This is a genomic window from uncultured Halovibrio sp., assembly GCF_913056445.1.
Taxonomy (GTDB): Bacteria; Pseudomonadota; Gammaproteobacteria; order Pseudomonadales; family Oleiphilaceae; genus Halospina; species Halospina utahensis_B.
In genome coordinates this window covers 36,693-43,630 of sequence record NZ_CAJXMA010000017.1, presented here as the reverse complement: position 1 = coordinate 43,630, position 6,938 = coordinate 36,693, and the positions used below count along the sequence as shown (strand labels likewise).

Below are 6,938 nucleotides of genomic sequence, written 5' to 3'. Positions count from 1 at the left end.
GTCCGCGGTGTTCGACGCCCGCGGGAGCCGGGGGACCGCGACCGTCACGCTCCGGTCGTCGGCGACGCCGTCGTCGCGGCCGCGGACGGCGCGCTCGCCGACGGCCGGCAGCGAGACGCTGTCCTCCTCGGGCAGGCCGGGGTCGTCGTGGGGGAGTACCGCGAGAACGGGAACGTCCGTTCGGTCCTCGATCGCGTCGATCCCGGGAGCGAGCAGCGAGCGGTCGCCGCGGAACTTCGTGATCGCGACGCCGACGACCCGCTCGCGGACGTCGTCGGGGAGGAGTTCCAGCGTGCCCAGGATCGAGGCGAAGACGCCCCCGCGCTCGATGTCGGCAAGCTGCTGCTCATCCCGATCCTGATGTGCCAGGGCCTGACGGGTGAACACCAGGGCCGTGGGGCCATCGGTGCGCTCAATGGCAGCCTTCCAGGCCACGGCCGTTTCAACCGTGTCACAGGGGCGCCACAGGCTCATGTTCGGGGTCTGGCGCAGAGTCGCCAGCTGCTCGACCGGCTGATGGGTGGGGCCATCCTCACCCAGGCCGATGGAGTCATGGGTATAGACCAGCACGTTGCGCTGCTTCATCAGCGCGGCCATGCGTGTGGCATTGCGGGCGTATTCCATGAAGATCAGGAAGGTGGCCACATAGGGCACCACACCACCGTGCAGGGCCATGCCACTGCCAATGGCGGTCATGGCGAACTCGCGCACGCCGTAGTACACGTAGTTGCCACTGGCATCGCCCGCAGTAATCGCCTGACAGTCACTCCAGAGCGTGTTGTTGGAACCGGCAAGGTCCGCCGAGCCACCCACCAGTTCCGGCAGAACCGGACCGTACGCGTTGAGCGTCTTCTGGGAGGCTTTACGGGTGGCCATGTTCTCGCCCCCCTCCTGGCACTGGCGGATGTAGTCCTGGGCCTTCTGTGAGAAATCAGACGGCAGCTCGCCAGCCAGACGGCGATTGAGCTCAGCGGCCAGCTCCGGATACGCCTTCTCATAGGCTGCGAAGCGTTCATTCCAGTCCTTCTCAGCCGCCGCGCCGGCCTCGCGGGCATCCCAGGCCTGATACAGGTCATCCGGCACCTCAAAGGCCCCGTGGTTCCAGCCCAGGTTCTGGCGGGTCGCCTCAATCTCATCATCGCCCAGCGGCGCCCCGTGACTGCTTTCAGAGCCCGCCTTGCCGGGTGACCCAAAGCCGATCACGGTGCGGCAGCAGATGAGCGTGGGCTGCTCGGTGTTGCCCCGCGCTTTCTCAATCGCGTTTTTCACCGCCTCGGGGTCATGCCCGTCAACGCCCGCAATCACCTGCCAGTTGTAGGCCTCAAAACGCTTGGCCGTGTCATCGGTGAACCAGCCACTGACGTCGCCATCAATGGAAATGCCGTTGTCGTCATAGAACACAACCAGCTTACCCAGCCCCTGTGTTCCCGCCAGCGAGGATGCCTCGTGGGAAATGCCCTCCATCAGGCAACCGTCACCAACAACGCAGTACGTGTGATGGTCGATGACCTCATGGCCGTCGCGATTGAACTGCGCTGCCAGGTTCTTCTCCGCCAGTGCCATGCCCACCGCATTGGCCAGGCCCTGGCCGAGCGGCCCGGTGGTGGTCTCAACCCCCGGCGTGTAGCCGTATTCCGGATGCCCCGGGGTACGGGAATGGAGCTGGCGGAACTGCTTCAGATCCTCGATGCCCAGATCGTAGCCGGTGAGATGCAGCAGGCTGTACTGGAGCATGGAACCATGGCCGTTGGAGAGCACGAAGCGATCGCGATCGGGCCAGGACGGGTTGGCCGGGTTGTGCCTGAGGTAATCGTTCCACAGCACCTCGGCCACGTCGGCAAGCCCCATGGGCGCGCCGGGATGGCCGGACTGCGCCTTCTGCACGGCGTCCATACTGAGCGCGCGTACCGCGTTGGCAAGGTCTTTACGCGACGGCATCGGAATTGTCTCCCACTGGCTGATTGGATACAGCCCCACAACGGGGCCGTTTCAAGAGGCGCGTATTTTCACCGATCGCCACCCGATTGAGCAAATGTCATCCGACCTTTGACGCAACGCTATATCAATTTTTTTTGATATAGCTGTTGACCCCGGTTCAGACCCGACCGTAAAGTAGGGGCAATGAATTCAACGGCACACGTCAAATCCGCAGATACCGAAACAGCGCTGCACACGCTGGGGAGCCTCTACAAGGCCGCCGGCGACCCGCTGAGACTCGATATCCTCCGGGTCCTGCAGCGAGACACCTTCGGAGTCATGGAACTGTGCCGGCTCTTTAACATGCGCCAGTCCGGCATGAGCCATCACCTCAAGGTGCTGACCCAGGCCGGACTGCTTGAACCCCAGCGGGAAGGCAACGCCACCTTCTACCGGCGTCCACTGCTTCGGGTCGGAGACGAACCCCGCTACACCGCGGTTCGCTCGGTCTTCGAGGCCGTGGACCAGATCCAGCTCACCGAGGAACTGCTGGACCGGATCCGCACGATACGGCGTCAACGCTCGGAACAGTCCCAAGTCTTTTTCGCGCGTTACGCCCGCCACTTCCGGGAGCAGCAGGAGCTGATCGCCAATCACCAGCGCTATGCGCAGCCAGTGGCGGAACTCGTCCACCGGCGTTACGCCTGCGACGGCAGCGGTAACGCGCTGGAGATCGGGCCGGGTGAAGGCCCCTTCCTGCCGGTTCTGGCGAACTGCTTCGGCGAGGTGGTGGCGGTGGACAACGTCCAGGCCATGCTCGACCGCGCCGGGCAGTTCTGCGAACAGCAGGCACTCACCAACGTGCGCCTGGTGCACGGGGAGTGTCCTGATGTGATTGAACGCGGGGAAACGTTCAATCTTGTGGTGGCCAACATGGTGCTGCACCACGTCGCCAGCCCCGCGAACATCTTCCGCGACAGCGCCCAGCTGCTGAAACCCGGCGGCCGAATGATTGTCAGTGAACTCTGCCGGCACGAACAGAGCTGGGTCAGGGATAACTGCGGCGATATCTGGCAGGGCTTTGAGCCGGAAGAGCTCACGGGATGGGCAGAAGACGCTGGCCTGAAACAGGGCGAAACCCTGTTCATCGGCCTGCGCAATGGTTTTCAGATCCAGGTCAGGGAATTTACGGGCTAGCGAACCGGCTTCCCAATATGACCTTTAACCACCTTCAAAAGGAGGAAAGCAAGCATGAGTGACTACAGTCTCTTTACATCCGAGTCGGTAACAGCCGGCCACCCGGACAAGCTGTCCGACGCCGTATCCGATGCCATTCTTGACCGCATTCTCCAGGACGACCCCTATGCGCGTGTCGCCTGTGAGACTGTCGTCAAGACTGGCATGTGCCTGATCGCTGGCGAAATCACCACCAACACCAACGTTGAGTTCGAAGAAGTGGCGCGTAAAGCGATCACCGACATCGGCTACAACCACTCCGACGTTGGCTTCGACGGCAACACCTGTGCCTTCATCAACGTTGTCGGCAAGCAGTCCGTCGACATCGCCCAGGGCGTTGACCGCTCCAAGCCGGAAGACCAGGGCGCTGGCGACCAGGGCCTGATGTTCGGCTACGCCTGCAACGAGACCGACGTGCTGATGCCGGCTCCGATCTGCTACGCGCACCGTATGTGTGAAAAGCAGGCCGAGCTGCTGCAGAGCAACAAGCTTGACTGGCTGCGTCCGGACGCCAAGAGTCAGGTGAGCTGCCGTTATGAAGACGGCAAGGTAACCGGCATCGACGCCGTTGTCCTTTCCACACAGCACAGCCCGGATGTTTCCCTGGAGCAGCTGCGTGAAGCGGTCATGGAAGAGATCGTGAAGGACGTGATCCCGTCCGAACTGATCCACAACGACACCAAGTTCCACATCAACCCGACCGGCAACTTCGAAATCGGTGGCCCGGTAGGCGATGCTGGCCTGACAGGTCGTAAGATCATCGTTGACACCTACGGTGGCATGGCTCGCCACGGTGGCGGCGCCTTCTCCGGTAAGGATCCGTCCAAGGTCGACCGCTCCGCTGCCTACGCTGGCCGTTACGTAGCGAAGAACGTCGTAGCCGCTGGCCTGGCCGACAAGTGCGAGATCCAGATCTCCTACGCCATCGGCGTTGCCGAGCCGACTTCGATCTCCATCAACACCTTCGGTACCGGCAAGATGGATGACCGCAAGATCGAGCAGCTGGTCCGCAAGACCTTTGACCTGCGTCCCTATGCACTGACCAAGCAACTGGATCTGCTGCATCCGATGTACCGCGACACAGCCGCGTACGGTCACTTCGGCCGCAAGCCGGAACAGAAGACCGTCAATGGCCAGACCTTCACTACCTTCCCCTGGGAAAAGACCGACAAGGCGGAAGAACTGAAGGCTGCAGCCAAGTAAACCTCTGCCACACAGGGCCGGCCGCCGGCTGGCCCTGTTGCACAACCGAATTACCCATATGAATCAGGAGTATTAACAATGCCTTTGGACAGTAATTTTACTGACTACAAAGTAGCCGACATCGACCTTGCCGGCTGGGGCCGCAAGGAAATCGCCATCGCCGAGAGCGAAATGCCCGCTCTGATCAAGCTGCGCGAAAAGTATCGCAACCAGCAGCCGCTGAAAGGCGCGAACGTAATGGGCTGCATCCACATGACCGTACAGACGGCCGTGCTGATCGAGACCCTGACCGCGCTGGGCGCCAACGTCCGCTGGTCCTCCTGCAACATCTTCTCCACCCAGGACCAGGCCGCTGCCGCCATCGCCGCTACCGGCGTTCCGGTATTCGCCTGGAAAGGTGAGACCGAAGAAGAGTACGAGTGGTGCATCGAGCGCACTATCGGCGCCGACGTTGACGGCTGGGAACCGAACATGATCCTGGACGACGGCGGTGACCTGACCGAGATGCTGCACGAGAAGTATCCGGAAATCCTCAAGAACTGCCACGGCATCTCCGAGGAAACCACCACGGGCGTTCACCGTCTCGAGCACATGATCGAAGAAGGCAGCCTCAAGGTGCCGGCGATCAACGTGAACGACTCGGTCACCAAGTCCAAGAACGACAACAAGTACGGCTGCCGTCACAGCCTGAACGACGCCCTCAAGCGTTCACTCGACCACCTGATGTCCGGCAAGAAGGCCCTGGTCATCGGCTATGGCGACGTCGGCAAGGGCTCCGCGCAGTCACTGCGTCAGGAAGGCATGATCGTTCGCATCTCCGAGATCGACCCGATCTGTGCCATGCAGGCGTGCATGGACGGCTACGAAGTGGTTTCTCCCTACCTCAATGGCGAGAACACTGGCAAGGCCGACAGCATCAACAAGCAGCTGCTGCAGGACACTGACGTTCTGGTAACCACCACCGGTAACGTGGACGTGTGCGACAAGCACATGCTCGCCGCGGTCAAGTCCGGCGCCATCGTCTGCAACATCGGTCACTTCGACAACGAGATCGATACCGCGTTCATGCGCGAGAACTGGGAATGGGACGAGATCAAGCCGCAGGTTCACAAGATCTATCGTGACAAGTCCAAGGACGATCACATCTTCCTGCTGGCTGAAGGCCGCCTGGTTAACCTGGGTAACGCGACAGGCCACCCGTCACGCATCATGGACGGCTCCTTCGCCAACCAGGTTGCAGCTCAGATGTACCTGTTCGAGCGCAAGTTCGCCGATCTGCCGGAAGACAAGAAGAAGGACAACCTCTACGTCCGCGTCCTGCCGAAGGAACTGGACGAAGAAGTTGCCCAGTACATGGTCGAAGGCTTTGGCGGCACCATTACCCGCATGACCAAGGAACAGTCCGACTACGTTGGCGTTCCGGTTCACGGGCCGTTCAAGGCGGAAGCCTACAAGTACTGATCCCACGCGGATTCATCAAGGCGACAGCCGGGGTCTTCGGGCCCCGGCTTTCCCGGTTCTGAATCAGTGATTGACCGGGCCAGGCGCCCGAAAGGAACAGATTCATGAAAAGTCAGAAGCAGTTCAAGCGACGTTTCAGCTTTGAGTTCTTCCCTCCGAAGAGCGACAAAGGCGCTGAGACTCTGCATCAGACGCGCGACAAGCTCGCGACGCTCAACCCTGAATTCTTCTCGGTCACCTTCGGTGCCGGCGGCTCCACCCGCGAAGGCACCAAGAACACGGTGATCGAGCTCAACCAGAAAGGCATCTCGACCGCACCGCACCTGTCGTGCGTCGGTTCCGACAAGGCCATCATCTCCGACCTTCTCGACGCCTATAAGGAAGGCGGCGTGGAACGGATCGTGGCCCTGCGCGGTGATATCCCCTCCGGCATGGGCAACACCGGCTATGGCGAGATGCGTTATGCCAACGAGCTGGTGGAATACATCCGCGAGCACAGTGGCGATCACTTCTCTCTGGAAGTGGCGGCCTACCCGGAGTTCCACCCGCAGGCGCAGAGCGCCGAGGCGGACCTGATGAACTTCAAGCGCAAGGTCGAGGCCGGCGCCAACAGTGCCATCACCCAGTACTTCTTCAACGTCGAGAGTTACTTCCACTTCATCGACCGGCTGGAGAAGATGGGCGTGGATATTCCGGTGGTTCCCGGCATCATGCCGATCGTGAACTTCCAGAAGGTGGTCCAGTTCAGCGAGATGTGCGGCGCGGATGTTCCCCGCTGGATCCGCAAGCAGATGGAAGCCTACGGTGACGACACCGACTCCATCAAAAAGTTCGGCGAGGAAGTGGTCACGCGCATGTGCGAGCAGCTGCTCGACGCCGGCGCACCGGGCCTGCACTTCTACACGCTGAACCAGGCGGATCCCAGCATGCGCATCTGGAAAAACCTCGGCCTCGACAATGAGGTACAGGAAAAGATCGCATTCTGAACACCGCCCTTCCATGTAGGAGCAGCCATGGCTGCGAGCCGGTCGCGGCTATAGCCGCTCCTACATCCTCTCCCCGTCATTACAGCCCTTCCATGCCCGGCCCCCGGCCCGTATCATCACTCCCCCACTGATGAT

General features: G+C 61.3%; 5 protein-coding genes. 4 read left to right on the top strand and 1 reads right to left on the bottom strand.

Going from position 1 to position 6,938, the window contains the following annotated elements:
* On the bottom strand, window positions 1–1,938 hold a 1,938-nt coding region (gene tkt / locus QZ501_RS05665), incomplete at its 3' end, for a transketolase (protein WP_295717898.1).
* A gap of 183 nt (window positions 1,939–2,121) precedes the next feature.
* Between tkt and QZ501_RS05660 the strand changes: the two genes are divergently transcribed.
* The 4 genes from QZ501_RS05660 (at window position 2,122) to metF (ending at window position 6,803) form a co-directional block, all read left to right on the top strand.
* Window positions 2,122–3,114 carry a metalloregulator ArsR/SmtB family transcription factor gene (locus QZ501_RS05660; RefSeq protein WP_151440968.1) on the top strand — a complete coding sequence of 331 codons (993 nt, stop codon included), beginning with the start codon at window positions 2,122–2,124 and terminating at the stop codon, window positions 3,112–3,114.
* A 54-nt stretch (window positions 3,115–3,168) separates the two neighbouring features.
* On the top strand, window positions 3,169–4,356 hold the full coding sequence (metK, locus tag QZ501_RS05655; protein WP_151440967.1) for a methionine adenosyltransferase: 1,188 nt from the start codon (window positions 3,169–3,171) through the stop codon (window positions 4,354–4,356).
* Window positions 4,357–4,434: 78 nt separating this feature from the next.
* A complete protein-coding gene (ahcY, locus tag QZ501_RS05650; RefSeq protein WP_151440966.1) occupies window positions 4,435–5,817 on the top strand; it encodes an adenosylhomocysteinase in 1,383 nt (460 codons plus the stop codon).
* Window positions 5,818–5,921: 104 nt separating this feature from the next.
* On the top strand, window positions 5,922–6,803 hold the full coding sequence (gene metF, locus QZ501_RS05645; protein WP_151440965.1) for a methylenetetrahydrofolate reductase [NAD(P)H]: 882 nt from the start codon (window positions 5,922–5,924) through the stop codon (window positions 6,801–6,803).
* The last annotated feature ends 135 nt before the right edge of the window (window positions 6,804–6,938 follow it).

Excerpts from the sequence above, each read along its gene's own strand:
- QZ501_RS05660 (WP_151440968.1), top strand. The coding sequence starts at position 2,122 with ATGAATTCAACGGCACACGTCAAATCCGCAGATACCGAAACAGCGCTG.
- ahcY (WP_151440966.1), top strand. The coding sequence starts at position 4,435 with ATGCCTTTGGACAGTAATTTTACTGACTACAAAGTAGCCGACATCGAC.
- metK (WP_151440967.1), top strand. The coding sequence starts at position 3,169 with ATGAGTGACTACAGTCTCTTTACATCCGAGTCGGTAACAGCCGGCCAC.
- metF (WP_151440965.1), top strand. The coding sequence starts at position 5,922 with ATGAAAAGTCAGAAGCAGTTCAAGCGACGTTTCAGCTTTGAGTTCTTC.